Origin of the sequence: Bacillus sp. SG20033 (genome assembly GCF_044570195.1) — a bacterium.
GTDB classification, from domain to species: domain Bacteria; phylum Bacillota; class Bacilli; order Bacillales; family Bacillaceae; genus Bacillus; species Bacillus subtilis.
Window position 1 is genome coordinate 1,293,969 of sequence record NZ_CP172606.1, and the last position, 22,350, is coordinate 1,316,318.

The 22,350-nt window shown below is 46.3% G+C and carries 31 protein-coding genes and 1 pseudogene; 29 read left to right on the plus strand and 3 right to left on the minus strand.

The window, feature by feature from the left end; genetic code table 11:
• Window positions 1–60 precede the first annotated feature (60 nt).
• The 25 genes and pseudogenes from ACFVP7_RS06800 to ACFVP7_RS06920 all read left to right on the plus strand — a co-directional run bounded on the left by ACFVP7_RS06800 (window position 61) and on the right by ACFVP7_RS06920 (window position 17,532).
• Window positions 61–792, plus strand: coding sequence for a scaffolding protein (locus ACFVP7_RS06800; RefSeq protein ID WP_396583099.1), 732 nt, complete (start codon window positions 61–63; stop codon window positions 790–792).
• Window positions 793–848: 56 nt separating this feature from the next.
• Entirely contained in the window at window positions 849–1,970 is a 1,122-nt protein-coding gene (locus ACFVP7_RS06805; protein WP_259607566.1) for a DUF5309 domain-containing protein, read from the plus strand.
• 51 nt (window positions 1,971–2,021) lie between these two features.
• On the plus strand, window positions 2,022–2,360 hold the full coding sequence (locus ACFVP7_RS06810) for a head fiber protein (protein WP_396583100.1): 339 nt from the start codon (window positions 2,022–2,024) through the stop codon (window positions 2,358–2,360).
• Window positions 2,360–2,632: a hypothetical protein gene (locus tag ACFVP7_RS06815; RefSeq protein WP_396583101.1), complete on the plus strand. Its 273-nt coding sequence runs from the start codon at window positions 2,360–2,362 to the stop codon at window positions 2,630–2,632. Before ACFVP7_RS06810 ends, ACFVP7_RS06815 begins: the two co-directional genes overlap by 1 nt.
• Window positions 2,633–2,646: 14 nt before the next feature.
• Window positions 2,647–2,985 (plus strand): hypothetical protein, encoded by a 339-nt coding sequence (locus tag ACFVP7_RS06820; RefSeq protein ID WP_041056717.1) that lies wholly within the window; start codon window positions 2,647–2,649, stop codon window positions 2,983–2,985.
• Window positions 2,982–3,791 (plus strand): hypothetical protein, encoded by an 810-nt coding sequence (locus ACFVP7_RS06825; RefSeq protein WP_396583102.1) that lies wholly within the window; start codon window positions 2,982–2,984, stop codon window positions 3,789–3,791. The genes ACFVP7_RS06820 and ACFVP7_RS06825 overlap by 4 nt, the downstream gene beginning before the upstream one ends.
• A gap of 11 nt (window positions 3,792–3,802) precedes the next feature.
• Window positions 3,803–4,198, plus strand: a complete 396-nt coding sequence (locus tag ACFVP7_RS06830; protein WP_396583103.1) for a hypothetical protein — start codon at window positions 3,803–3,805, stop codon at window positions 4,196–4,198.
• Window positions 4,195–4,551 (plus strand): hypothetical protein, encoded by a 357-nt coding sequence (locus ACFVP7_RS06835; RefSeq protein ID WP_396583104.1) that lies wholly within the window; start codon window positions 4,195–4,197, stop codon window positions 4,549–4,551. The genes ACFVP7_RS06830 and ACFVP7_RS06835 overlap by 4 nt, the downstream gene beginning before the upstream one ends.
• Entirely contained in the window at window positions 4,548–4,976 is a 429-nt protein-coding gene (locus tag ACFVP7_RS06840; RefSeq protein WP_396583105.1) for a hypothetical protein, read from the plus strand. The genes ACFVP7_RS06835 and ACFVP7_RS06840 overlap by 4 nt, the downstream gene beginning before the upstream one ends.
• Window positions 4,977–4,993: 17 nt before the next feature.
• A complete protein-coding gene (locus tag ACFVP7_RS06845; protein WP_396583106.1) occupies window positions 4,994–5,479 on the plus strand; it encodes a phage major tail protein, TP901-1 family in 486 nt (161 codons plus the stop codon).
• A 62-nt stretch (window positions 5,480–5,541) separates the two neighbouring features.
• Window positions 5,542–5,907 carry a tail assembly chaperone gene (locus tag ACFVP7_RS06850; RefSeq protein ID WP_168781820.1) on the plus strand — a complete coding sequence of 122 codons (366 nt, stop codon included), beginning with the start codon at window positions 5,542–5,544 and terminating at the stop codon, window positions 5,905–5,907.
• A 143-nt stretch (window positions 5,908–6,050) separates the two neighbouring features.
• A complete protein-coding gene (locus tag ACFVP7_RS06855; RefSeq protein ID WP_232460792.1) occupies window positions 6,051–6,209 on the plus strand; it encodes a hypothetical protein in 159 nt (52 codons plus the stop codon).
• A 224-nt stretch (window positions 6,210–6,433) separates the two neighbouring features.
• Window positions 6,434–7,521: pseudogene (locus ACFVP7_RS06860) on the plus strand (phage tail tape measure protein).
• A gap of 320 nt (window positions 7,522–7,841) precedes the next feature.
• The gene (locus ACFVP7_RS06865; RefSeq protein WP_396583107.1) at window positions 7,842–8,888 is read left to right on the plus strand and encodes a hypothetical protein; all 1,047 of its coding nucleotides are present in this window, start codon (window positions 7,842–7,844) and stop codon (window positions 8,886–8,888) included.
• Window positions 8,885–9,352 (plus strand): hypothetical protein, encoded by a 468-nt coding sequence (locus ACFVP7_RS06870; RefSeq protein WP_396583108.1) that lies wholly within the window; start codon window positions 8,885–8,887, stop codon window positions 9,350–9,352. The genes ACFVP7_RS06865 and ACFVP7_RS06870 overlap by 4 nt, the downstream gene beginning before the upstream one ends.
• Window positions 9,352–10,176, plus strand: coding sequence for a phage tail family protein (locus ACFVP7_RS06875; protein ID WP_168781822.1), 825 nt, complete (start codon window positions 9,352–9,354; stop codon window positions 10,174–10,176). Before ACFVP7_RS06870 ends, ACFVP7_RS06875 begins: the two co-directional genes overlap by 1 nt.
• Window positions 10,177–10,188: 12 nt before the next feature.
• A complete protein-coding gene (locus ACFVP7_RS06880; RefSeq protein WP_396583109.1) occupies window positions 10,189–12,066 on the plus strand; it encodes a phage tail protein in 1,878 nt (625 codons plus the stop codon).
• A gap of 14 nt (window positions 12,067–12,080) precedes the next feature.
• Window positions 12,081–12,755 (plus strand): glycosyl hydrolase family 28-related protein, encoded by a 675-nt coding sequence (locus ACFVP7_RS06885; protein ID WP_396583110.1) that lies wholly within the window; start codon window positions 12,081–12,083, stop codon window positions 12,753–12,755.
• Window positions 12,749–14,059, plus strand: coding sequence for a right-handed parallel beta-helix repeat-containing protein (locus ACFVP7_RS06890; protein WP_396583111.1), 1,311 nt, complete (start codon window positions 12,749–12,751; stop codon window positions 14,057–14,059). Before ACFVP7_RS06885 ends, ACFVP7_RS06890 begins: the two co-directional genes overlap by 7 nt.
• Before the next feature lie 23 nt (window positions 14,060–14,082).
• Window positions 14,083–15,531 carry a phage baseplate upper protein gene (locus ACFVP7_RS06895; protein ID WP_396583112.1) on the plus strand — a complete coding sequence of 483 codons (1,449 nt, stop codon included), beginning with the start codon at window positions 14,083–14,085 and terminating at the stop codon, window positions 15,529–15,531.
• Between the two features lie 19 nt (window positions 15,532–15,550).
• Window positions 15,551–15,847, plus strand: a complete 297-nt coding sequence (locus ACFVP7_RS06900; protein WP_396583113.1) for an XkdW family protein — start codon at window positions 15,551–15,553, stop codon at window positions 15,845–15,847.
• A complete protein-coding gene (locus tag ACFVP7_RS06905; RefSeq protein ID WP_396583114.1) occupies window positions 15,837–16,049 on the plus strand; it encodes an XkdX family protein in 213 nt (70 codons plus the stop codon). The genes ACFVP7_RS06900 and ACFVP7_RS06905 overlap by 11 nt, the downstream gene beginning before the upstream one ends.
• Window positions 16,050–16,073: 24 nt before the next feature.
• Window positions 16,074–16,277 carry a BhlA/UviB family holin-like peptide gene (locus tag ACFVP7_RS06910; RefSeq protein ID WP_033881227.1) on the plus strand — a complete coding sequence of 68 codons (204 nt, stop codon included), beginning with the start codon at window positions 16,074–16,076 and terminating at the stop codon, window positions 16,275–16,277.
• A gap of 72 nt (window positions 16,278–16,349) precedes the next feature.
• Window positions 16,350–17,291, plus strand: coding sequence for an N-acetylmuramoyl-L-alanine amidase (locus ACFVP7_RS06915; RefSeq protein WP_396583115.1), 942 nt, complete (start codon window positions 16,350–16,352; stop codon window positions 17,289–17,291).
• A gap of 19 nt (window positions 17,292–17,310) precedes the next feature.
• Window positions 17,311–17,532, plus strand: a complete 222-nt coding sequence (locus ACFVP7_RS06920; protein WP_396583116.1) for a phage holin — start codon at window positions 17,311–17,313, stop codon at window positions 17,530–17,532.
• A 451-nt stretch (window positions 17,533–17,983) separates the two neighbouring features.
• Here the strand turns inward: ACFVP7_RS06920 and ACFVP7_RS06925 are convergent, their stop codons facing one another.
• Entirely contained in the window at window positions 17,984–18,319 is a 336-nt protein-coding gene (locus ACFVP7_RS06925; protein ID WP_396583117.1) for a YolD-like family protein, read from the minus strand.
• Window positions 18,320–18,364: 45 nt separating this feature from the next.
• On the minus strand, window positions 18,365–18,589 hold the full coding sequence (locus ACFVP7_RS06930) for a transcriptional regulator (RefSeq protein ID WP_396583118.1): 225 nt from the start codon (window positions 18,587–18,589) through the stop codon (window positions 18,365–18,367).
• Between the two features lie 282 nt (window positions 18,590–18,871).
• Here ACFVP7_RS06930 and ACFVP7_RS06935 point away from each other — a divergent pair, with 282 nt between their 5' ends.
• The 3 genes from ACFVP7_RS06935 to ACFVP7_RS06945 are packed head-to-tail and all read left to right on the plus strand — an operon-like array spanning window position 18,872 to window position 20,929.
• Window positions 18,872–19,159 (plus strand): hypothetical protein, encoded by a 288-nt coding sequence (locus tag ACFVP7_RS06935; RefSeq protein WP_041056750.1) that lies wholly within the window; start codon window positions 18,872–18,874, stop codon window positions 19,157–19,159.
• Window positions 19,156–20,310, plus strand: a complete 1,155-nt coding sequence (locus tag ACFVP7_RS06940) for an FtsK/SpoIIIE domain-containing protein (RefSeq protein WP_396583119.1) — start codon at window positions 19,156–19,158, stop codon at window positions 20,308–20,310. Before ACFVP7_RS06935 ends, ACFVP7_RS06940 begins: the two co-directional genes overlap by 4 nt.
• Window positions 20,297–20,929 carry a hypothetical protein gene (locus ACFVP7_RS06945; RefSeq protein ID WP_396583120.1) on the plus strand — a complete coding sequence of 211 codons (633 nt, stop codon included), beginning with the start codon at window positions 20,297–20,299 and terminating at the stop codon, window positions 20,927–20,929. The genes ACFVP7_RS06940 and ACFVP7_RS06945 overlap by 14 nt, the downstream gene beginning before the upstream one ends.
• Before the next feature lie 8 nt (window positions 20,930–20,937).
• Here ACFVP7_RS06945 and ACFVP7_RS06950 read toward each other — a convergent pair whose 3' ends face one another.
• Complete coding sequence (locus ACFVP7_RS06950) at window positions 20,938–21,144, minus strand: helix-turn-helix transcriptional regulator (RefSeq protein ID WP_129092573.1); 207 nt, start codon at window positions 21,142–21,144, stop codon at window positions 20,938–20,940.
• 130 nt (window positions 21,145–21,274) lie between these two features.
• On the opposite strand from ACFVP7_RS06950, the gene ACFVP7_RS06955 reads away from it, so the two are divergent.
• Window positions 21,275–22,102, plus strand: a complete 828-nt coding sequence (locus tag ACFVP7_RS06955; protein ID WP_396583121.1) for a helix-turn-helix domain-containing protein — start codon at window positions 21,275–21,277, stop codon at window positions 22,100–22,102.
• The last annotated feature ends 248 nt before the right edge of the window (window positions 22,103–22,350 follow it).

Below are 22,350 nucleotides of genomic sequence, written 5' to 3' on the forward strand. Positions count from 1 at the left end.
AACTATCGGTTGTTGTTTTGCATAATCCATAGCCGACGGGCTTTAAACGGAGGTATACGAATGGATGTACAACGAAAGTTATTGCGTTTAAACCTACAATTTTTCGCGGAACAGGAACCGGAAGAAACAAACGCTCAAACTACGGCTGGGGATCCGGAACCAACACCGACTGAGCAAACACAACAGCCGGAAAAGACGTTCACGCAGGCCGAACTTGACGAGATTTTAAATAAACGGCTTGAACGCGAGAAAAAGAAGCAGGCGGAAGTAGAGGAGCAGCTTAAACGGTTAAAAGCGTACGAGGAAGCGGAAGAAGAACGCAAAAAGGCGGAGATGTCCGAAGCTGAACGCTTAAGAGTCGAAAAAGAAGAAGCGGCCAAGAAAGCGGAAGAAGCTACGGAAGCAGCTAAAAAAGCGCAAGAATCGGCTAATCAACGCATTATTAACACGGAGCTTCGCGCTATCGCTCGGTCACTTAACGCAAACGATCCGAATCAAGTTCTGGCGCTACTCGATAAGTCAGCGGTACAGATTGACGAAGAAGGAAACGTAGTTGGAGCCGAAGAAGTAGTCGCGGCATTTAAAGCGTCAAGCCCGTGGATGTTTAAGCAACCGATCGGAGCAGACGCAATGGGCGGAAGCAATCCTTCGACTAACAACACCCAGACCGAATTAGCTGCGAAAGAGAAAGAGCTCGCAGAACTACAGGAAAAGGCGCTTAAGGATTCGCGATTTATGGGAAAAGTCACGAAGGTCTACAACGAAATACTCGGTTTGAAAAACAAACGGTAATTCAGTCGCCTTCTGGCGGCTTTTTTAATTACAAAAACTATTAGGGGGATTAACACATGGTAGCAACTAGCTATGATTTCCAGCAACAGGTTCGCCAAATGCAAGCGAACGTAGATTTAATTCTAACGAAGGCTCCGGTTCTATTCGGGCTTATCGGCACAGGGGAAGGTCTCACGCAAACTAAATTCGAATGGCAGAACGATTATTTAAACAGTGATACTGGTGTTGTTAAAACAGCGGCTGCGGCTGATGCGACTGAGATCGTTTTGGAAGCCGGAGAAGCACAAAAGTTTACAGTTAATGCATTGGTTCAAAACGGTTTAGAAGTATTCCGTGTAACTGCGGTTGATGAAGCGGCTGATAAAATCACTGTTCAACGGGGATACGACGCTACAACACCAGAAGCGATTGAAGCCGAAGGAGAGCTAAAGGTGATTTCGCGTCCACGTCCTGAAGGTGAAGACGTTTTTAGAAAGAATGAGATTAACGACCGTATTGTGTCGTTCAACTACTCGCAAATTTTCTCTCGCTACGCTTCCGTATCACGGACACAACAGCAAGTTAATACTTACGGGGTTTCTGATGAGCTCGACTATCAGGTTAATTTGCGCTTGCAAGAGATGGTCCGCGAGATGAATAACTCGTTAATTTTTGGCCGTAAATACCAAGGGTCAGCGGCTCAGCCTCGTTCTACCGGAGGATTATTCGCTTTCGCACAAGAGCAAGGCTCCAATACTCAAGATTTTGGCGGTTCAGAGATCAGTGCTAAGAAACTGAATGATGCCGTAGAAGAAACGTTTAAACGAGGCGGTCGAGTAGATACAATCCTTTGCGCTCCGAACGTTGCTCGTCAGATCACGAAGCTTGCCGGTGACACAATCCGTACGACTCGTGGAGAGGGTCAAGTAGGTCATCAAATCGTTTCATTCATGAGCGACTTACCTGGCGGTGCTGTGTCTAAAGTTGTTGTCGATCAGAATATGCCTAAAGATCGCGCACTCCTACTGGATCTTAACAACATCAAAGCTCGCTACCTTACTCCGGTATATGATCAAGACGCTACGCCTAACGGAGCAGATTATTTCTCTCGTGTTATCCGCGGTGAGCTTGGTTTTGAAATCAAAAACGCTAAGGAATCAGTTGCGGTTCTTTCTGGAATCTCTAAAACTATTTCCTAACATAAAGGAGGCTTCGGCCTCCTATTAATTTTCGAAAGGAGCGCGATATACTTGGCGCTAAGCGTAAACGATATTAAACGATTAAATGAGTCGATGCCTGTTGCGAACGATCTTAAGTTAGGCGATCTATTAGCGAAACTAGAAACGAGCTCAGGCGCAACAGTAGAAATAAAATGGGCGGATGTCACAGGAAAACCGTCGACTTTCCCTCCATCATCACATACGCATACAATCGCGAATGTAACGAATTTACAGACTACACTGGACGGTAAATTGACTGCGTCAAAGGCGGCAGCTCAAGCGAACAGCACAGCGACAGACGTTGCCGGTCTAGTAACGGATTTTAACGCATTACTTGCGAAACTAAAAGCGGCTGGATTGATGGCGTAATGGCGGAGTATAAGACGTTACCAAACTACGAATTTATGAGAGACGGTTTGTATCTCGTTTTTAACGGATACGGCGTATATAAAACGAATGTCGAAAAGGAAATCAAAGCGCTTGATGCGGCTTCACCGTTTATTCAGCGTGTAGATGTTGAACCTTTACCGATCAAGGAAGATAAAGAGGAGGAAGTCGTGACTGAAGAAGTTGCGGAAGATTCTCCGACTCCTAAAGAAGGAAAGCAAAAGCCAAAAGGTCCTTCTAAGAAGAAAAAATAACGGAGGTGAGTCATGTGGCGGTATCAAGTCGACTAGCAACGCGATTAAGTAGAGTGGAAGGCGTCACAGCGGACGATATTGCCGCATGGATCGCCGAAGCCGAAGCTGAGTCCGGTCTAACTGCGGAAGAAAACGAAAATGCAGTCCTATTTTTGGCGCTGGCAATCGCATATGAAACTATCGCGAGTGATGCGGCAAGGTTTTTTAGTTTCCAAGACGGAGAAGAATCGGTAGACAAAACGAACATTTTCGCTAATTATATGCAACTCGGAAAAGACGCCCGAAAAGATTATCGCAAAGCTTATCGGAGAAGCGGCGGACAGATGCATCCGAAACGAGCTGATGATCGATGAGCAACCAAGCGGAGCTAGATCGCCAGCTTAAAAAGGTTTCGATGCAATATCGCAAGTTGAACGCGAGCCAACAAGAGTACGCGATAAAGGAGATCGGACGAATCCGACTTGAGATCGTTGACTTACTTACGGAGTACAGCGGCAGCGACGGAAAAATTAAAAGGCAGCGCTTGAACAAACTACTTCGCGAGTTAGATACGATAGAAAAGCTCGTGCGAACTACCGGTATGAGCGCCTTCGAGAAAATATTTGACGATACAGCCTCGACGACTTCAAGCGCAATAAAAACGGCGTTTGTAGATTCGGTAGGAACCGCAGCTATATCCGGAATTGCTTTCGATAAGATCAATAAAAACGTTGTTCGTTACATTGTAAATCGAGTAGGCGAAGATGGTTTAGTATTGTCCGACCGAGTATGGCGATTTGCTGGAGATCAGCGCGATGAGCTTTCGAAAGCTATTCGGACGGGAATTATAACGGGTCAGTCCGTTAGTGAAATCAGCGCTAATGTACGTAAAGTATACGAAAACGACGCATGGAAGATCAGGCGGTTGGTTGTGACGGAAGGAAATACGGCGCATAGGGTAGCGGCGTCTTACACCGGGCAACAAAGCCGAGTCGTTAAAGCAATGCGTGTTCATCGCGGTAAGGCTAACCGCCCAGATCACCGATGTACACAGCTTGAACTCGAAGACCGTTACGGAATGGGCGCCGGACTGTACAAACCGGATGATCCGGAAATTTATATGATGCACATAAATTGTACCGGCTATTTAACGTATGAACTATACGACAAATACAAATAGGAGGTGACTGCGTGATAACACCGGAAGATATCGCGTTTATGAAGCATGCGCGAAAAGAAGTCGTTCAAGGACGAACTCATGATGTTGTTTTATTTTACGAAGGAGAAGTCGTAAGAGATCCGATAACAAACGAGCCCTTACCACAAAAAGAACCGCCAAAACGGATTGTTCCCTCCGTAGTCACCGAAATAAGTTCGCAGGTTAAGATCGATAAGTATCTAGCGGATGGAATCGAAGTTCAATCCGGCGATATTTGGTTCTCGATTGCTATCGAACTGATCGAAGATATTTACGAGTCTCTTAAAAGCGTAATCTATGACGGAAAGACCTACGAGATATTATCCGTAGATAAAAAAGGAATCGGAGCAAGAAACCGCGCCGAGATCGTTGGGAGGCTGAGAAGATGAGTCGATCCCAGGTACGTATTTCAGTCGAAGGCCTTAATCGAGTTGTGCGTGGTCTTGACGCAACGCAATTCGTACAAGAAGTTGACGAAGAAACTGAATCACAAACACTTTTGATGGCAAACGAATCAGCTGAGGAGGCTCCTGTGAAAACAGGGAAACTCCGAAACAGTATTATAGCCAGTCCGGAAAAGGTTGCGACTGCACTGTGGAAGTATGGATCGGACGTAGATTATGCGAAGATCCAAGAATATACGCACAAAACTCAAAGCGGATTTATTCGGAATGTTGTATGGAGAAACGAACGTGTCTTTAGAGGGAAAATACTTCGCTTAGTACGGGAGTTAGGTCGATGAGACAAATCGATGTTCAATATTCGATCATCCAACATCTCGCTGAGAAAACCGGATTTGAGGTCGTGTGGGTCTATGATGGCGTTGTATTACCGGAGACCAAGCCGTTTATTACGGTTCAGCAGAGGCAGAATACTCCGACAGTTGTTTCGAAACAACGGGAATCTGTGCGAATGGTTTACCGATTTCAAATCGGACTTCACACAAACACCGCAATAGAACGAGCAACCGTACAGGAGCAGCTTAATCGGATATTCTTATTCGATAAAATAGCGCTTATTAACGCAAATGAACCGAGCCAAACGCTCGGTCTTTTTTATGTCAATTTAACGGCGGAGGTTCCATTGCCTGCGGAGGAAGTAGCGGATAAGACGCAGTATCATCGCGTTTATTTTGACATCGAGATAGATACGACATTGCACGCATAACAAAAGGGGGACTTAATTTGGCGGTAGAATATCGCGGAGAAGAGATTTTATACGCAGCGGTAATTGAAACGGATGCGGGCGAAAAGATGATCCGTCCATTTAACCAAACGAGCGGAACAACTAGCATCGAAGCTGATTCGATAGACTTGGATACGAAAGATAAAACCGGAAGTGACTACGGAAAGGTAACGCAATCAGTCTCGCTTGAGGGCGTTATTACAGAAGGCGATCCGTTTATTAAGGCGATGAAAAAGAAAATCCGAAATAAAGAGTTCGTCAAAATTTACGAAATCGATACTCGGACTAAAGAGGCGGAAAGCGGTATGTATATGATTTCTTCGTTCGAGCGCGAATTTGGCAACGGAGATTTCGCAACGTATTCACTTGAAGGCTCATTGAACGGAGACGTCACGGAGGAAACTCTAACGGAAATTCCGGCAGGGGCTCCGTCGTCATCTGCGCCAGCTAGCGGAGATATAGACACAGGAACGACTACACCTTAAGGCATCGCTTAATCGCGGTGTCTTTTTTACTTAACGAATAAAAACGAGAAGGAGACGATTATATGGCACGTTTTGAAATCGAAGGAGAAGAGTACGAATTAAAGCTAACGTTCAAGAGCGTTAAACACCTTGATGGTTTATACAAAGGCGGCTCGTTCGAATTAATCGGTAAAGCGCTTGTCGGGGATTTGGAGACGTTTGTAAACGTTGTACATGCGGGACTTTTTCATACCGGTAAGAATATTTCGATTTCTAAGGTTAGGGCAGCTATCGAAGAAGGAGTCGAGAAAGAAGATCTCGATATGGATACGATTCTTAAGATCACGAACGAGGTTGTATCGAACAGTTTTTTCTACAAGAAAACAGCGGAAAAGCTTCTGAAGAAAGATCCGAAAGCGGCGGAAATGCTGGCGGGGATTTTGGAATAGATCAAGTACTGCGCGAGGCCTGGCGGTACTTATCGTTAAAGCCTGACGAAGTTTACGAACTGACACCGCGGGAGTATTACATCTTAATCCAGGCGCAGCAAGACAAAAAGTTCGATCAATACGACGACTTGGCTTCACTCGCGATGATGATCGGAAAAGTTCGTTCAGCCAAGAAAAGCATTAAGCAATCCGATTTATTCAAGCGTCCTAAAACAGCGGATGATGAGGTCGATATCCCGCAAGAAGTTATTGCAAAACAGCAACAGGCCTCCGAATGGCTATCGCAATTTGACATCAAATAAGGAAGGAGGGCTATATGGCGGATCAATCGATTATCGTCCGGATTGGCGCCGATATTTCCAACCTAACTACGGAATTGCAACGATCGCAGAGCTCGCTTAGAGACTTCGGTTCGCAGCTTCAGAGTATGGGCCAATCTATTGCGTTAGGATTCGGAGCAGTCGCGGCAGGTGTAGGCGCTGGGTTAGGATCTGCGGTTAATAAAGCGATGGACTTTGAGGCGCAGATGTCTAACGTTAAGGCGGTATCTGGCGCAACCGGCGATACGATGGAAAAACTTACGGATTTAGCAATCGATATGGGCGCGAAGACGAAATTCAGTTCGTTAGAAGCCGGTCAGGGAATCGAGGAACTTATTAAAGCCGGCGTTTCGTTAGAGGACATCATGGGCGGCGGTCTAGCGGGTGCGCTCGATTTGGCGGTTGCCGGCGAGTTAGATCTCGGAGAGGCGCCGAAATCGCCTCGACTGCACTAAACGCCTTTAAGAAAGACGGACTTTCAGTTACACAGGCGGCGAATATGTTGGCGGGCGCGGCTAACGCATCAGCAACGGACGTTCACGAATTAAAGTACGGCCTATCTATGGTATCGGCGGTTGCTTCAGGCGTCGGATTGTCGTTCAAAGATACGTCTACAGCGCTTGCTATATTCGCGCAAAACGGACTCAAAGGTTCGGATGCCGGTACGTCACTTAAGACGATGTTGTTGAATCTAACGCCGAGCTCAAACGAAGCTTTCGAAACAATGAAAGAGCTCGGATTAGCTACGGACGACGGCGCCAATGCGTTCTATGACGCTGAAGGTAACGTTAAGTCGTTCGCAGAAATATCGCAAGTTCTTCAGGATAAACTTAAAGGGCTTACGTCGCAACAACAACAGGCTGCGCTAAAAACGATGTTTGGTACGGATGCTATCCGGGCTGCTAACATCATGATGAAAGAAGGCGCAAAAGGCGCCGAGGAAATGTGGAAGGAAATGTCTAAGGTCACTGCGGCAGAAGTTGCGGCGGAGAAGATGAACAACCTTAGAGGCCAGATCGAGGAGCTCAGCGGTGCGTTTGAAACGGCACAAATCTCCGTTGGTAATGCGTTACTGCCTGCACTCTCTAAACTCGTTAGTATTGCGCAGTTTCTAGTCGATGGGTTTAACAAGCTCTCGCCTGGTATGCAAAAGTTTATAGCGTACGCTGGCGCGGCCGTCACAGTCATTACCGGCTTAGTCGCTGTTTTTGGCGTGATTTTAATCTTCATAGGCTCGGTAGTTTCTGCAGTAGGGACTCTCGTAGCTGCTTTCAGCGGGTTGCGGCGGCAATAGGCGTTACAAGTTCGACGCTTCTTCTTATCATCGCGCACATCGGAATGGTAGTAGGAGCAATCGTAGCGGCAGTCGCAGCAATCGCGTTGTTAATCAAAAACAACGAAGCCATCCGCACTAAGCTAGAAGCCTTGGCGAACACGATCGGCGCAAAGCTAGCACCGGCCATTGCGACACTGAAGACACTATTTAGCGGACTAGCAACGGTTTTAACGGGCGACTTCGTAAGCGGAGCCGATAAGTTGCGTCAAATTCTTCCGGAACCAGTCGTCAAGCTAATCATCGCAGGCGCCACGGCCGTACAGAACGCGATTACGAATTTGATAAGCGCCGTCAACAAAGCGTTTCAGGGCGACTTCAGTTCTATCGCGCAGTACATTCCGACAATCGTAGGTATGCTGGTTGGAGGACTTCCCGGCCTAATTATTGCAGGAATGCGATTCTTGCCGGCAATCGAGCAAGGGCTGCAGACGTACCTGCCGACGTTCCTAAACGGCTTCGTTAATCTCGTAACTTCTGTCGTAAACGCGATCACTACGAATCTACCGAAACTTGCGCAGGCAGGCGTTCAGATTATAACAGGACTTCTATCCGGACTTACGCAGGCGCTTCCGAATATTCTAACGGCCATTACGCAGGTCATAACGACGTTGGTCCAATCAATCACAACGCTTTTGCCGATGCTTCTAGGTGCGGGCATCCTAATCATTACGTCACTGATCCAGGGAATTGTTTCGGCGCTTCCGGCAATTATTACGGCAGCAACGCAATTACTGACGATGTTGATTAATACGATTGTTACGTTGCTACCGATGATCATTGAGGCCGGCATCCAAATTTTGAACGCGCTGATTAACGGAATCATCCAGGTTCTTCCGCAATTAATCGAGGCGGCGATCCAGCTTATTATGGCGCTCATTAACGCAATTGTGACGAATCTACCGTTAATACTCGAAGCCGGCATTCAGATACTGACGGCTTTGGTCGACGGCATTATTACGATGCTTCCGCAGCTAATCGAAATGGCGCTGTTCTTAATCGTCAGCTTGGTCCAGGCGCTGATCGATAATTTACCGAAAATCATCGAAGCAGGCGTTAATTTGATTATTGCGCTAGTCGACGGATTGATTAAGGCACTACCGCAATTGGTTTCGGCCGCGATTACGCTTTTAGGCGAGCTTATCGCTACTATCATAAAGTTCATACCCGATCTAATCGATTTAGGTCTGCAGTTGTTGTTTGCGCTAATCGATGGTTTAGCGAAGGCAATTCCGGATCTCTTAGAGATGGGTCTCGAAATAGTTATGGACCTAGCGGGCGCAATCGGTGATAACGTAAGCAAAGTGTTCGACGCAGGGCCGATTTGATTAAAGGCTTATGGGACGGTATTAACTCCGTGAAGGACTGGATTCTCGGGAAAATCGGCGACTTTGCCGACAGCATTACGGAGGGTATCAAAAGCTTCTTCGGTATTCACTCGCCTTCTCGTGTATTCCGTGACGAAGTCGGTAAGTTCTTACCGCTAGGTTTAGCGGTCGGTATCGAACGTAATATCGGAGCTGTTCAATCGGCGGCAGACGCAATGGCAAGCGCGGCCATGATAGACGCACAGGATTATGCATACAATCCGTCAATGGCGCTAACAGGCGGCAAGATGGCGAAGGTTAAACACGCCTTCGAAGCTTCAGTTGCGGAGCCGAACGTTGGACAGCCGATGCACATCGAGCTTGTAACCGTGATGGATAGCGAAGAGATCGGGCGTAGAACCGAGCGTGTGGTAAGTGCGGAACAAGGACGGAAAATTTCGATTAAAAATCTGATGCAGGGGTGATGGAGCGGTTGTTAAATCTGACAATAACGAAATTAAACGGCACAACTTACGATCTGGAATCGTTAGGGATAACACTAAAAGAATTTAAACCGCGGTCCCCATCGCCTATTCACACATCGGAAAGCATAGAGGGGGCACAAGGTGAAGTCGATCTAGGAACAGTTTATGGTCCGCGTATCATCGACTGTTCCTTTTATATGAAAGCAGCAGATATTACCGATTTTCATCTTATGCGCGATGAGGTTTTCGCTTTATTCGATTCGAGGCAAGCGTTTTATATTACTGACGGTTACAATCCAGGCAAGCGTTGGTTTGTGAAAACGAATCAAGAATATTCTATCGATCAGAACCGGATATACGGATTTTTCGATATCTCATTCGTATCATTTAAGCCGTTTTCTGAATCTATCGGAACTACGTTAAGTCCGTTTACGTTCGATTCCGATCTATGGCAAATAGGCGAGGGATTAACCGATGAAGATTACAAGTATTCGTTCAAAACTAATACTTTCCGAATCTTTAATGCAGGCACCGAAGAAATAGATCCGAGGGAACTGCCGTTGATTATTACGTATAAAGGGGCTTCAAATAAACTTACGATCACAAATAAAACGATGGGAGACGTATTTACGTACAGCGGAACGACTAGCGCCACGGACGTTCTTTCTTTAAATAGAGTTCAAGTAAAAAAGAACAACGTAAGTGTTTTCGGACAAACAAATCGGAAAGTAATCCGACTAGCGCCTGGATGGAACGAATTTAAGATGACAGGAACAAGCGGAAGCTTCGAAATAAAATTCGACTTCCGTTTTTATTATTTATAAGGGAGGTCCGATATGAGTAGCGCCAGCTTTATTAAGGAAATAGCCCCGGACGCGCAAAAGATATTCGTTAACTACAAAATACTTGCGAGCCTCATTATTGCGCAGGGGTGCCTTGAAAGTGCCTACGGAACTAGCGGCCTCGCAGTTAATGGGAAAAACCTTTTCGGCGTAAAAGGAGAATATAACGGTCAATACGTAATTATGAAAACGTGGGAAGTTATCGACGGTAGAAGCGTGCAAGTGGACGCAAAGTTTCGGAAGTATCCCTCGTGGTATGAGTCGATGCAGGACCTCGCCAATCTCTACATTAATGGAACGAGCTGGGACCCAAATCATTACAAAGCTGTCGTTGGCGAAACCGACTATAAAAAGGCCACAGCCGCATTAGTAAAAGCTGGATACGCGACCGATCCATCATACTCGACCAAGCTAAACAGCCTTATATCAACGTATAAACTAACGCAGTATGATACGTCATCTAGCGGCGCTAATCCTGTAATTCCGGAATCACCAACAGCAATACCGTATGAGGACGAAGTAAGCACGGACTTATTTGTGCATTCTCTTACGGGCGCGGTTGAATTACTCGCGGGATTTAGCGTAACTCGAAACAGCGGTATAAACAATGAAAAAACGATAAGCGTTTCGGGCGTAAGGACTGACGTAAACGAACATGCGGTTGATTTAATTAAGAACGATAATATATTCGAATACAAGTCGGAGCTTTACGTTATAAAGAAGCTTAATACTAAGCCTATTGGTGACTCTATTAAAATCGAAGCTACTGCGGTTCACAAAATGTTTATAGATTTACGAGATAACTATATTTACGATACACAAAAAGGTGAAAAGGCATACCGTCCGGAGGCTGCGCTAGAGATCGCATTAGCCGGTACACCTTACGCCTATAGTGTTGACACGACCGGGCTTCCAACGTCGGTAACTATCGAGAATTTCGGCGATGCTAATTCGCTCTCGCTACTGGAAGATATCGTCGAGAAATTCGGAGCTGAATTCGAATGTGTGCAAAACGTGATATTTGTCGCCAAAGAAATCGCACGCGTTACCGATAATCAAATCCGGTATAAATTTAACGTTCAAGATCCGCAACAGGAAATCGATACGAGCGACATAAAAACCTATATCCGGGGGTTCGGTAAAGGGATAGAAGCGGAGTATACGAGCCCACTAGCGTCGGTTCTCGGTATAAGACACGCTGACCCAGTGCGCGATGATCGTTACACTATTAAAGCGGATCTACTTGAGCGGATAAAAAGCGAATTATACGATCGCATCGATATCTCTATTACGTTAACTTACGTCGAGCTCCTCGAAATGGGCATTCAGGATATCCGCAAAGGTGACTACGTTTGGTGCATTCTCGATCCTTTCGGTATAGACGTTCAGCTTCGCGTGACCGAAAAAGAGGATTATTCGGACCCGAGTAAGTCTCCGAAATATACACTCGGAACGCTCACGAAAAGCTCAACCGATATCGTTTCCGAATTTAACCGAACCAAAAAGGTAATCGGAAAGGTTATCGATGGTACCACAGGAAAGATAAAAAGCAGCGCAGTTACGATCGGTCAATATACGCAATTCGAGACTGGGTATGACCCGTCTCAGATACCGCGATATTCACTCGCGAGCACAACGACTGACGGATTAATGAGTTCGGCAGACTTTACGAAATTAGCCAGCATCGTTCTAGGTCCAGATGGACAGGTATATGTCGCATTAGCGACTGAGACAAATAACGGCCTCATGAGCGCGGCGGACTTTACGAAATTAAAGCATATAAAGGTCGGTACCGAAACCGTTGATATATCTACCTTACCGCAGCAACTAGAAACCATAAACCAACGCCTAACAGCGCTAGAAAATAAATAACAAGGAGGAGTAGAATGCCGAAATATCCGTACAGAAAAGCAGGCTCGGCGTGGGATCGTGTATTTCGTAATAATCACAACCAAAACCTCGATGATATTGCGGATGACATTAAAGGATCATACGGCGAGATTGCCTCGCATAAGAACGCAAAAGTCGCCCATACCTCGGATCAAATTGCACACAGCAGCGGATTAACTGTCGCACAAGAAATCGAAGTAGAGAAGGCACGAATCAGGAATCTAGTATTAAACGCGGACGGGACTAACGTGAAAGAAGTCGTTGATGCTCGCGTTAGTCGGGACGGTACGATATATCCAACCCTCAGAGATCGTTTAGATGCCGATGGCCAGACGGTTGACAATGTGAAGGACGATCTCATCGCGAGAATAAGCTTTAAAAATGCGCTTACCTATGGCGCAGACCCTACGGGCGAAATGCCGTCCGCGGCTGCGATTCAAAGTGCACTGGACGAAATCCACAGCGAAGGCGGTGGCTGGCTCGTCATCCCTGGCGGCACTTATCTGATCGAAAAACGTATGACCATATACGAAAATACCCGCGTTACAATGGCGGATAATTGCGTTTTGCTTCGAGGATGGTCTGGGGGTTCTTCGCAAATGGAACGCCTACCGATAATTTCTCCGGGTATTCTGGAAGAGGGAATATCGTCATTGAGGGCGGCGTGTTAGATGGAAATTACGAGAATATTGAGACGTACAAAACGAACTCAATGGACGGAATTATTCTCGGGCATGCGAGAAATATTACGATCGATAATGTAACGTTTAAAGACGTGATCACTGATCATGCAATCGACGCAAACGGATGTAACGGCCTCAGAATAACAAACTGCCGGTTTATCGGATTCATCGACAAAAGTGGACAGCGCAGCTTTTCAGAAGCGATTCAGCTCGGTGAATTTACCCAAAGCGGTGTTAATATCTTCGGAGAGTATGACGGCACACCAAACACTAACGTTTACATTGCGCATAACTACTTCGGACAGTCTGATCTTTTAGGCGGTTGGGGATGCGCGATTGGGAACCATTATGCTGTATACGACGTGTTTCAGACGAACATTACGATCTTTGACAATACGATCGAGGATTGCGGGTTTGCTGGCGTTCGAACTTTTAAGTGGGGCGAAGTTAAAATCATTAACAACGTTTTCAGACGGAATCGGGAATGTATAAGGATCTCTCAAGTATCCGGCGGAATTGAAAGCTCTAAAACCGCCTCCGGTGTGCAAATGAACCGTCCGCAAAACGCTCAGAATATTTTAATCCAAGGAAACGATTTCTATGAATACACGGTCTGCGGAGTTGTAACTTACGGGCAAATTTATAACAAAGAAGTTGCTTGGAGTGATGGTATCCGGATCTTCGGAAACTACTTTAAACTTCGGGAAAAAGACATCGGCAGCTACGGCAATGAACAGGCGATTCAGATCGTCTACGGAAGGAACGTCTTTATCTCAGATAATAGGATTTTCGGAGGGCGTAGAGGTATTTGGGTCGAAGGCTGTTTCAATACGTTCATCTCCAAAAATTATATATCGTGTGTAGATACTGAAGCGGTTTATGTTGCGAAAAGTCGAGACAAATCAGCAACTATCGCAAAATCTACGCATTTATCAATAGACGGTAACGAAATAAACACTATAGGACGAAACGGAATCTACGTCCAGAATTGCGATAATTTTGACGTCCGGAACAACAACATATTCAATACTAATATCGAACAGGACAGTTCAAAAGATCGCGGAGGTGTTTTCGTAGAATCATCATACGATGGGCGTATCGAAGGCAACCGAATTCGAGGCGTAGAGAAAATATTCGCCATCTTAGTCCAGTCCACCGCAACCGAAGTGAACGTATTTAATACGAAAGGGACCGGCCGAGTTATCGTTCAAGGAGATTCGAATTTCAATGGCTATTTCGGTATAACACAAAACGATTATATACGAAAAATCAGTACGAAGAGTAGTAGCTAAATAAAAGGGAGGGATGTCTCCATATGATATATAAAGATCCCGAAGTCCGTTTCAATATAAATGCCCAAATGAAGCGAAGTATTTCAGCAAATATTCAATTTAGTACGCAAGATATCGGGACCGCAAAATTGTCGTTTAACCTGACAAAGGACGGCGTACCACTGCCGATTAGTCAAGCGACTCACGGAAAGCTGTTCATGCGGTTTGCGGACGGAAGTAAGTTCTACGTTAATACGGAAGTTCATGACGCGCTAGGGGGCGTTATTTTTTATGTCTTGACGCCGGAACAAATCACGCATTACGGAACGGTGCAGGCTGAACTTTACGTTAATTACGACAACGGCCAAAAACTGAGCGTTCATAAGTTTTCGTTTGAGATCGATCGGGCGCTCGTCGACCAGGACATCGTCCCAGCGGCCGAATATTATATCGACGATTTCGAATCGCTAAAAGCCGTCATTCAAGAAATGGCGGACGATGCCGAACGGGTCCTCGCTGAACTACAGAAGAAATTCGAAAATCTCGATAACATTGAAACGAAAGAAGGAGCGCAGGAAAAAGCGGACGCTGCGGAAGCTGGGGCGAAAGCTTATACTGATGAACATGCGATTAAAACCGATAATCCTCACAAGGTAACAAAAGATCAGGTGGGACTATCGAATGTTGATAACGTGAAGCAGGCGAGTAAGTCAGAATTTGATACGCATAACAGCGACAATACTCGTCATATTACTGCAGCCGAACGCACGAAATGGAATGGCGGCCAATTGCGCAAACTTACAGACGATAGCGGAAAACGGACACAAGTTGCCAACGGTACGGATTTGTTGACGCTGCCTACCGGATTTTATTTCGCGGTCGGAAATACTGTTCTGAATAACCCGACGACAAATGATAGCGCACAGTTTACTTACGACGTTATCGAGTCGGATCAAGGGCGGAAAACGATCTATGCGTGGAGAATCTCGGATAATACATTATGGCACGCGACAGTTATTCCGGATAGCGCGTTTAAAGGGTGGAAACGAGTTATCACTGATGTAGACTTCTTAAATAAAACTTTTGTAGAAACGTATGACTTCAATAATTCGTCGTTTACTGCTACTGAAGGTGTTGTAACAAAAATAAAATTCGGGGCAGCACGGGCAGATGATCAATCCGAGTATGATCAAACGAAATCAGAAGTTACTTTGAAAAACAGTGGTCTGTATTTGATAAGGCTATATATTTCAGCTACATCTATCCCATCAAACTCAGACATATCTTTTAACTGTTATATTAACGATAATCATTATCAAACGATATCGTATTGGTATCCTTCAAGAACTACACAAACAGAGGTAGCGATTTTGCAGCAAAAATTCAACAGCGGGGATAAGGTGACATTTCACATATTTCCGAAAGTGACCGGAAGCACCCCTTCAGCGGTTAATGTGAAATCTGCGTTCCTGACAATGTCGCAAATTAGATAACAAGAGGGAGTGAGTTTAGATGAATTTAGCACTGGCCATTAAATATCTTTTCCCTAACGCGGTAATCGGGGAGGATTTCGTTATTCGAGATGACGGGGATGGGCGTGGTCAATATATCGAAATTTGGAATATAAGCGACCCACAGCCGAGTGATCAAGAATTACAAGAAGCTTGGGAGAAATATTTGGCGAACCCTATCATAGACGCTCCGCAAACTCCAGACACTTCTCAGCAACTGTTAAAGTTAGGCCAGGAAATATCCTCTTTAAAGCTTGAAATTTTGTCTCTTAAAGGAGGTGCGTCTAATGGATCTTAATTTTTGGGTGTATGCGCTTTTTTATAATTGGGCTGATGTCGCTATGGTTAAGCAAGCCCTTCAATATAACGATGTAACCATCGAAGAATTAAGAGAAGGTGTAGACCGTAAGTTCATCACGCCAGAACAATACGAAGAAATCACCGGAAATCCTTACGTAGCTGATGCGCCTCCCATCGAAGGCGTTACTGGGACTGAGTAAATAACGGAAAGGAGGGCGCCATAATTGGGCGAACTAGACGTAATTAAATATTTTTTAACGCAAGGGCCCTTCGCGGTCCTTTTTACGTGGCTTCTTATTTACGTCATGAAGTCGAACCGGGAACGCGAATCAAGGCTGCAGGATCTACTCGATAAGTTTAGCGATAAGTACGATGTCATCATCGATAAGATCGATAGACTCGAAGAAAAATTTCGCGGAAGAGAATAACCGAATAAACGCATTACGCCCGTCAGGTGAGAGTCCCGGCGGGCTTTTTTAATTTCGAAAGGAGACGATAAAATGGCTATTTCAGTACGTAAGAATCTCGTCGCAACAAGTAAGTATTCCGTTAAGTGTCCGTATTCAATGGACGCTAAGTACATTACGTTCCATAATACGGCGAACGACGCTTCAGCAGACGCCGAAATCCGGTATATGATCGGAAACAACAACGAAGTGTCTTACCATTTCGCGGTAGACGATAAGGAAGTCGTACAAGGCATTCCGACAGATCGTAACGCATGGCATACCGGAGATGGTAACGGAGCAAATTCCGGAAACCGTACGTCTATCGGCGTAGAGGTTTGTTATTCGAAGTCAGGCGGCGCTAAGTACAAAGCGGCCGAAAAACTGGCGATTAAGTTTATTGCGCAACTGTTAAAAGAGCGCGGTTGGGGCGTTGATCGTGTCCGTAAGCACCAGGATTGGTCCGGCAAATATTGTCCGCATCGTGTTCTCGCTGAAGGACGTTGGGAATCTGTAAAGGCGGCAATCGCAGCGGAACTTAAAGCGCTTGGCGGAAAGTCGGCGTCTAAACCGGCTGCTTCAGCTCCTAAGACTTCCGGCTCCACTTATACCGTCAAGAAAGGCGACACACTTTCCGAAATCGCGGAGAAAACAGGCGTAAGTGTAGCGAAGCTTCAATCGTACAACGGCATCAAGAACGCGAATAAAATTAAGGCCGGCCAGGTGCTTAAACTTAAAGGCGGATCGTCTAAGCCGGCATCCAGCGGTAAGAAATACGTCTACCTTCCGGCATCAGCTGATTCTTGGCGCATCTATCCGACTAACAAAGCATCGGTTAAAGGAAATGAATGCGGCTACTTGCGTCCTAAGAAATTCGGCGGTCTTAAGTACGAAGTCCTTGCGAACCCTCAAACGGACGTCTATACAATCAAAACGGATCAGTTCGGAAAAGTAAATATCTATGCTGCGAAATCAACCGGCGCAACAGTAAAATAACGAAAAGGGAGACGATAATATGAATACGGAGAAAATTAGCGCAGGAACGGTCGCTCGATTCGTGCTTCTTTTGGTTGCGCTCGTAAATAGCGGATTAACAATGACTGGACACAGTCCGATTCCGGTCGATGAAGCCGGCGTGCAGGACTTCATTTCGTTAGTATTCCTCGGAGCTACCTCGCTCTGGGCATATTGGAAAGATAATAAAGTAACGAAGACCGCACGTACAAAAGGCGAGTAAATAACGAAACTTTTAGCGAGTGCTTACGTATGATAACGTAGGTGCTCGCGTACATAAAAACTCATTGCGGATAAGTTTGGCGCCGTAGTATAATTTTACTAACTCATATAAAGGACGGGTGAATTAACGTGGAATATAAAACGGTGACTGTGGCGAAGAAAAAGTTCGGCTTCGGTAGGATAATTAGTTTGTGCGTTGGCTCATTTATTATGTTGATTTCGGTACTCTTATGTCTCACAATTATCGGTATTCTCCCGGGTTTGGGTCTCGCCTTCTTCAGTCTTCCGTTTTTCGCAATCGCGTTAGGAGGCGCACGGTACTCTTGTCCGAATTGCGGTCACGATAAAAACTTCGTAACGAGCGGTAAGGTTAACGATAGCTGCCGCCGATGTAAACAGAATATAGCGGTCGACTGGGTAAAAAACGTCGGCTAACGAAAATAGCCCCGTCCTTAACTGGATGGGGCGTTTTTTACGTTTATGATATCCGCAAACCTCACGAAATTTGTATCGCCTTTGGCGTCCTTCACGCGAAACTCCTTCTGTATGTGATCCACGTAATGTACAGCGCCAATTACCTCGCGTATGTATCCAGCGTCGTAAAGCTCGAATGCAAGCGGCGCACCGAACTCCATCGACTCAGCGACAGTTATTTCCATGTCCTCGATCTGCTGCGCATCCAGCTGCGGCTTTTCAACTTTCCGTTTCTCTTCGGCTTGGCGTGCTAGGCCGGCTCTGTGCTCCGGCAATATAATGCGCATAGCCCACCGTTTATCCTCGATCTCCATGGCGAACACCTCCGCATTTATTATATGCGAATATGTGTTCGGTTATCAACAGTCAAAATAATCCTTTCGATCGACCTCGTATCCCAGCGACCTTAAAGCGCGCTGTACTTTTACCCACGTTGAAATACGCGGCGCATAATCGCGATCATTACACATGCTCGTCATTGTGCCGTGACCTATGCCGGCCTTTTGGCGAACTTCTTCCTGCGCGATTCCTTCTCGATCTAAAAAGCGGCCGAATCGGCTACGTCGTTTACCTAGTCCAAACATCGGACAACACCTCCTAAAATCAGCGTGTCCAAAAAATCGGAAAGTTAAACGTGGGCAAAAAACTGTGATATTGGACGATCCGTAGCGCGTAACGTTTATTAAACGGCTACTACACGGCGGCTAAACGGTAGGGAGCGGGTAGGTTCGTTAGAGTCACGAAAAGGTTACCGCACTTGCTGGCGACTTCCGTAACGGTTATTACAGTGTTAACCTACCGCACTTTATCGCGTTTAACGCCCGTAACGAAGCCGTTTACGAAATTTGTTAAGGAGTGAGAGAGAGATGAGCGAAGCGAGACGAAGGAACGACAGGGCGGGGCTCACACGAGCGTTTTCGTTCGTGCCCGGCGGATTCACAGCGGCAGGATTTTTCGATATGTCTCCGGAGGTAGTCGGCTTGTACGCGTTAGTGGGTGGTGCGGGCTTGGTCTGCATCGGAGCGGCTTGGCTAGAAGGGCGCTTGTTTGGCGGTAAATTTGCGTATATTGGAGACGCAGTAAACGGGCTCTTACGGTTCGTTCTACCTGCGGGGTATGCCGTGTTGCTACTGCGTTTTTTGAACGCGATATGAAACGGTTTTTACGCAACCTACATGCCAAACAGACGCTGAAGTACGCCTTTGATGCCGCCGGCCTGTACGTAGCCAAACGCTTGTCTAACGGAAAAGAAGCGCGCCGATATCCGAAAATCCATGACGTTGATATTAACGAAGAAAGAACGCGGTATGTATTTACGTTACTAAACGGAATGGACCCGAAAGAAATCGCGAAAAAGGAATTTGTATTCCGGCAAGTATTCGGACGCAACGTTGAACTAAGCGGCGATCTAAAGCGGTACGTGCTAACGGTTTACAGCACAGAGATGCCGGCCGTATTGCGTTATGACTTTGCGGAGATCCAGCCGGTCATTGAACGCCACAAGCTCGGCATTATTGCGGGCAAAGATCGCCACAGCCGTTACGTCAGCTTCGATTTATTAACGCAGCCACATATTCTTATTGCGGGCGAAACGGGCAGCGGAAAGTCAACGCAGCTACGGTCGATCCTGACGACGCTGATAAAACAGAACCGACCCGACCGGCTGCAGTTATACCTGGCGGACTGTAAGAAATCGGAGTTCCACGTATTCCGGAAAGTCGAACACGTACAGTGCGTTTTAACGAGCGCGGAAGATATACGGAGAATGTTACGAAGCATAAAACGCGAATTAGATGAGCGCAGCAACCTTACGGAGCAGTTCGAAATAAGCCATATCGATGAGCTCCCGGATGATCAGCGCCGTCCGTATATAGTCGTCTGTATCGACGAGTTTCTTCTATTAAGAAAAGACGCCGAGATCATGGACGTATTAGCGGAGCTCGTAGCGATAGGCCGTACGCTTGGAGTATTCGCGATTCTTTCAATGCAGCGGCCGAACGCCAAAACGCTTGATACGACTATCCGCGCCAATCTAACCGTAAGCATGGGCTTTAAGCTGCGCGATATAACGGAGGCCCGAATCGTCAATACGCCAGGCGCCGAGAAGCTGGACGTAAGTGGGCGCTTTATAATGGCGGCCGACAAAACCTACGAACTACAGGCGCCGTATCTCGAAATGAGCGAGGCGAAGGCGCTACTGAATCCGTATTGCGTAATGAAATCACCGACCAAAGACGTAACGCCACCGGCAGCCGAGCCGGAAATCTTAACGGAAAAGGACGTGTTTATCGATGGCCCTCACTAACCGAGATAAAGCGATCATTGCAGATCTTAATAAATTTCGCGTAATGGATCGCGATACGATTGCCGAGCTACATTTCGGAAATTTGCGCAGACCAAAATACGCAGCCAATAACGTTCTGCTGCGTTTACTTAGAGACGGACATATTCAGCGGTCTACGGCGCGCCAGCCTTACGTTTACTTTGGCGGCGAAACAACGATGAAAAAGAACAGCGCCAAGATCGATCATTTTCTTGCGATAGGTAACGTTTATAAAGAGATGCGGGGTCAGTCGTTGGAGTCGTTCTTGGTGGAGCCGAAATACGGCGAAAAGGGAACGGTCGAGCCGGATATATTTGCGCTATACCGGCGGACGCCTTTCTTTATCGAGGTGCAGCGGTCGGTCTATTCGGAAAAACAGATGCGCGAAAAGTTAGACCGGTACGAAGCGTTTTTCCAGTCGGGCATTATTGCGCTGGAACCGTGGCAGAATCCCGAGCGGATTATGTTTCCGCACGTATTGATTCTATCGGACACGCGATACGGATTGCCTTCGTTTCCGTTTAAGGTATTTCAGGCGCCCACCTTTACCGCGTTCATTCAGTCGATAACAAAACCGAAAGAGAAAACGCCCGCGAATTAATCGTGGGCTTAATCGCGTAACTCAAACAACTCGTTCATATCCGTAATGCCAAGAACTTTCGCAATACGTCCGATATGTTCACGATTATAAGTTGTGCGCTGGTGGTTGCATATCTCACTGATTACGTTCGGTCTAAGCTGCGTTTCTTCTGCGAGCTTCTTGCGGGTCCATCCGCGGGCTTCTAATATCTCGTCCAATTTAACGTAGAGTTCCAATCGAATCGCCTCCGTTTTCTGATACGTTAATTATAACGAAATATCGCTATCGTGTAAATAAAAATATTGACATACCGTTATAACAATATCTATAATCAAAATAACGACATAACGATATGGGGGTAGCGATATGCATTACTTAGCGGAACATCAAACGTTCGACTCGACGGCTCAACTTAACGAAGCTGTTTACGAACATATCAAGCGCAATACATACGAGCTTAACGATACGGATCGCCAAGCGCTCAAGATGATCGCACGTTACGCAGTTAAGTTTAGCGGGGCGGCGCACCTCAAAGCGGAAACGTTGGCGGGCCTGATCGAGAAATCGGTTAAGACGGCGCGACGGGCGCTGAATAAATTAGCGGGGCTAGGTATCGTAAAGAAGGTCGCTACGACGCGTAAGATAAACGGAGGAAAAGGCGCGAATATTATCGTGATCCTGCCGGTTGGGGGCGCCGATCTTAATCCGAAGGACACGCTTTTGTCCGAGGATGACCAGTCGACAATGTCCAATCGCGGACAAGCCGAGAAGCCTACGGAATCAACGGTTGAGGCGCCGAAAACAAAAAACGAACCATCGGATTTAATTAAGCGTTCTAAAAACCAAAATAACGTATTAGATACGGCGGTAATACCGGCTGAAGCGTTAAAGGGCTCGCTGCCTAACGAAATCTATAACGCAATGGCTCGCTACTTTGACGCAGATAAAATTTATAAATATTACGGAATTCTTTTGCGCGCTAAGGCAAGCGTAGACAGAACGATCAGACTCGAAGATCATGCGGCGCCTTTCGTAGAAGCGTGGCACGCAACGATTATGAAAGCGAAATCGCACGAAATTAAGCGTTTCGACGATTACCTATACGCTGGGTTTAGGAAGGCGGCTTGGACGGTTAAGGCGCGCTTAAATCGTGGCGGATCGCTTATGGAACGTTTTAGGAAGGCGTTTGAATAATTTTGCGGGTTACGGTGCGGATACTTGCGCGGTGGCGGTGCTATACGCTATAATTCGTAATATCGAAATAAAAACCGTTTGACTTAACGATGACTTAACGCTGATATACCAACGTTTGACTTACCGATTGACTTATCGGATCACTTGCGGCTACCTTGACAGGGTAGAGGTCGCTGGTTCGAGCCCAGTCGGAATCATAGCTTAAACCCTTGCTACGCAAGGGTTTTTTACTTTGCTTATTTATTGAT

Bases quoted from the DNA above. Each gene is read 5' to 3' on its own strand.
- ACFVP7_RS06800 (WP_396583099.1), top strand. From the start codon at position 61: ATGGATGTACAACGAAAGTTATTGCGTTTAAACCTACAATTTTTCGCG.
- ACFVP7_RS06805 (WP_259607566.1), top strand. From the start codon at position 849: ATGGTAGCAACTAGCTATGATTTCCAGCAACAGGTTCGCCAAATGCAA.
- ACFVP7_RS06815 (WP_396583101.1), top strand. From the start codon at position 2,360: ATGGCGGAGTATAAGACGTTACCAAACTACGAATTTATGAGAGACGGT.
- ACFVP7_RS06825 (WP_396583102.1), top strand. From the start codon at position 2,982: ATGAGCAACCAAGCGGAGCTAGATCGCCAGCTTAAAAAGGTTTCGATG.
- ACFVP7_RS06835 (WP_396583104.1), top strand. From the start codon at position 4,195: ATGAGTCGATCCCAGGTACGTATTTCAGTCGAAGGCCTTAATCGAGTT.
- ACFVP7_RS06840 (WP_396583105.1), top strand. From the start codon at position 4,548: ATGAGACAAATCGATGTTCAATATTCGATCATCCAACATCTCGCTGAG.
- ACFVP7_RS06850 (WP_168781820.1), top strand. From the start codon at position 5,542: ATGGCACGTTTTGAAATCGAAGGAGAAGAGTACGAATTAAAGCTAACG.
- ACFVP7_RS06855 (WP_232460792.1), top strand. From the start codon at position 6,051: ATGATGATCGGAAAAGTTCGTTCAGCCAAGAAAAGCATTAAGCAATCC.
- ACFVP7_RS06875 (WP_168781822.1), top strand. From the start codon at position 9,352: ATGGAGCGGTTGTTAAATCTGACAATAACGAAATTAAACGGCACAACT.
- ACFVP7_RS06880 (WP_396583109.1), top strand. From the start codon at position 10,189: ATGAGTAGCGCCAGCTTTATTAAGGAAATAGCCCCGGACGCGCAAAAG.
- ACFVP7_RS06885 (WP_396583110.1), top strand. From the start codon at position 12,081: ATGCCGAAATATCCGTACAGAAAAGCAGGCTCGGCGTGGGATCGTGTA.
- ACFVP7_RS06895 (WP_396583112.1), top strand. From the start codon at position 14,083: ATGATATATAAAGATCCCGAAGTCCGTTTCAATATAAATGCCCAAATG.
- ACFVP7_RS06900 (WP_396583113.1), top strand. From the start codon at position 15,551: ATGAATTTAGCACTGGCCATTAAATATCTTTTCCCTAACGCGGTAATC.
- ACFVP7_RS06905 (WP_396583114.1), top strand. From the start codon at position 15,837: ATGGATCTTAATTTTTGGGTGTATGCGCTTTTTTATAATTGGGCTGAT.
- ACFVP7_RS06915 (WP_396583115.1), top strand. From the start codon at position 16,350: ATGGCTATTTCAGTACGTAAGAATCTCGTCGCAACAAGTAAGTATTCC.
- ACFVP7_RS06920 (WP_396583116.1), top strand. From the start codon at position 17,311: ATGAATACGGAGAAAATTAGCGCAGGAACGGTCGCTCGATTCGTGCTT.
- ACFVP7_RS06925 (WP_396583117.1), bottom strand. From the start codon at position 18,319: ATGGAGATCGAGGATAAACGGTGGGCTATGCGCATTATATTGCCGGAG.
- ACFVP7_RS06930 (WP_396583118.1), bottom strand. From the start codon at position 18,589: ATGTTTGGACTAGGTAAACGACGTAGCCGATTCGGCCGCTTTTTAGAT.
- ACFVP7_RS06935 (WP_041056750.1), top strand. From the start codon at position 18,872: ATGAGCGAAGCGAGACGAAGGAACGACAGGGCGGGGCTCACACGAGCG.
- ACFVP7_RS06940 (WP_396583119.1), top strand. From the start codon at position 19,156: ATGAAACGGTTTTTACGCAACCTACATGCCAAACAGACGCTGAAGTAC.
- ACFVP7_RS06945 (WP_396583120.1), top strand. From the start codon at position 20,297: ATGGCCCTCACTAACCGAGATAAAGCGATCATTGCAGATCTTAATAAA.
- ACFVP7_RS06955 (WP_396583121.1), top strand. From the start codon at position 21,275: ATGCATTACTTAGCGGAACATCAAACGTTCGACTCGACGGCTCAACTT.